The sequence below is a fragment of the Leifsonia sp. SIMBA_070 genome (genome assembly GCF_046534635.1).
GTDB lineage: Bacteria > Actinomycetota > Actinomycetes > Actinomycetales > Microbacteriaceae > Leifsonia.
Genome location: NZ_JAWRYK010000807.1, coordinates 1 through 243 on the forward strand (window position 1 = coordinate 1; position 243 = coordinate 243).

Below are 243 nucleotides of genomic sequence, written 5' to 3' on the forward strand. Positions count from 1 at the left end.
GGCACGCATCCACATTGCCGTCATCGCGGCCGCCTTCCTGCTCCTGCAGGCCGCCAACTTCTGGCTGGACCGGTACGACACGCTCCTGAGCACCTCCGGAACCTGGACCGGCGCCCTCTACACGGACGTTGAAGCAGTCATTCCCACCAAGACCATCCTCACCGTCCCCTCGGTGATCGTGGCGCTGCTCTTCATCGTCTCCGCCGTCATCGGCCGCTGGCGGCTTCCCATCATCGGAACCGC

Annotated in this window: 1 protein-coding gene; it reads left to right on the top strand. The window is 65.4% G+C overall.

Going from position 1 to position 243, the window contains the following annotated elements:
• Positions 1-243: UPF0182 family protein (locus tag SB754_RS22450; protein ID WP_410784486.1), on the top strand; the 243-nt coding region annotated here is incomplete at both ends.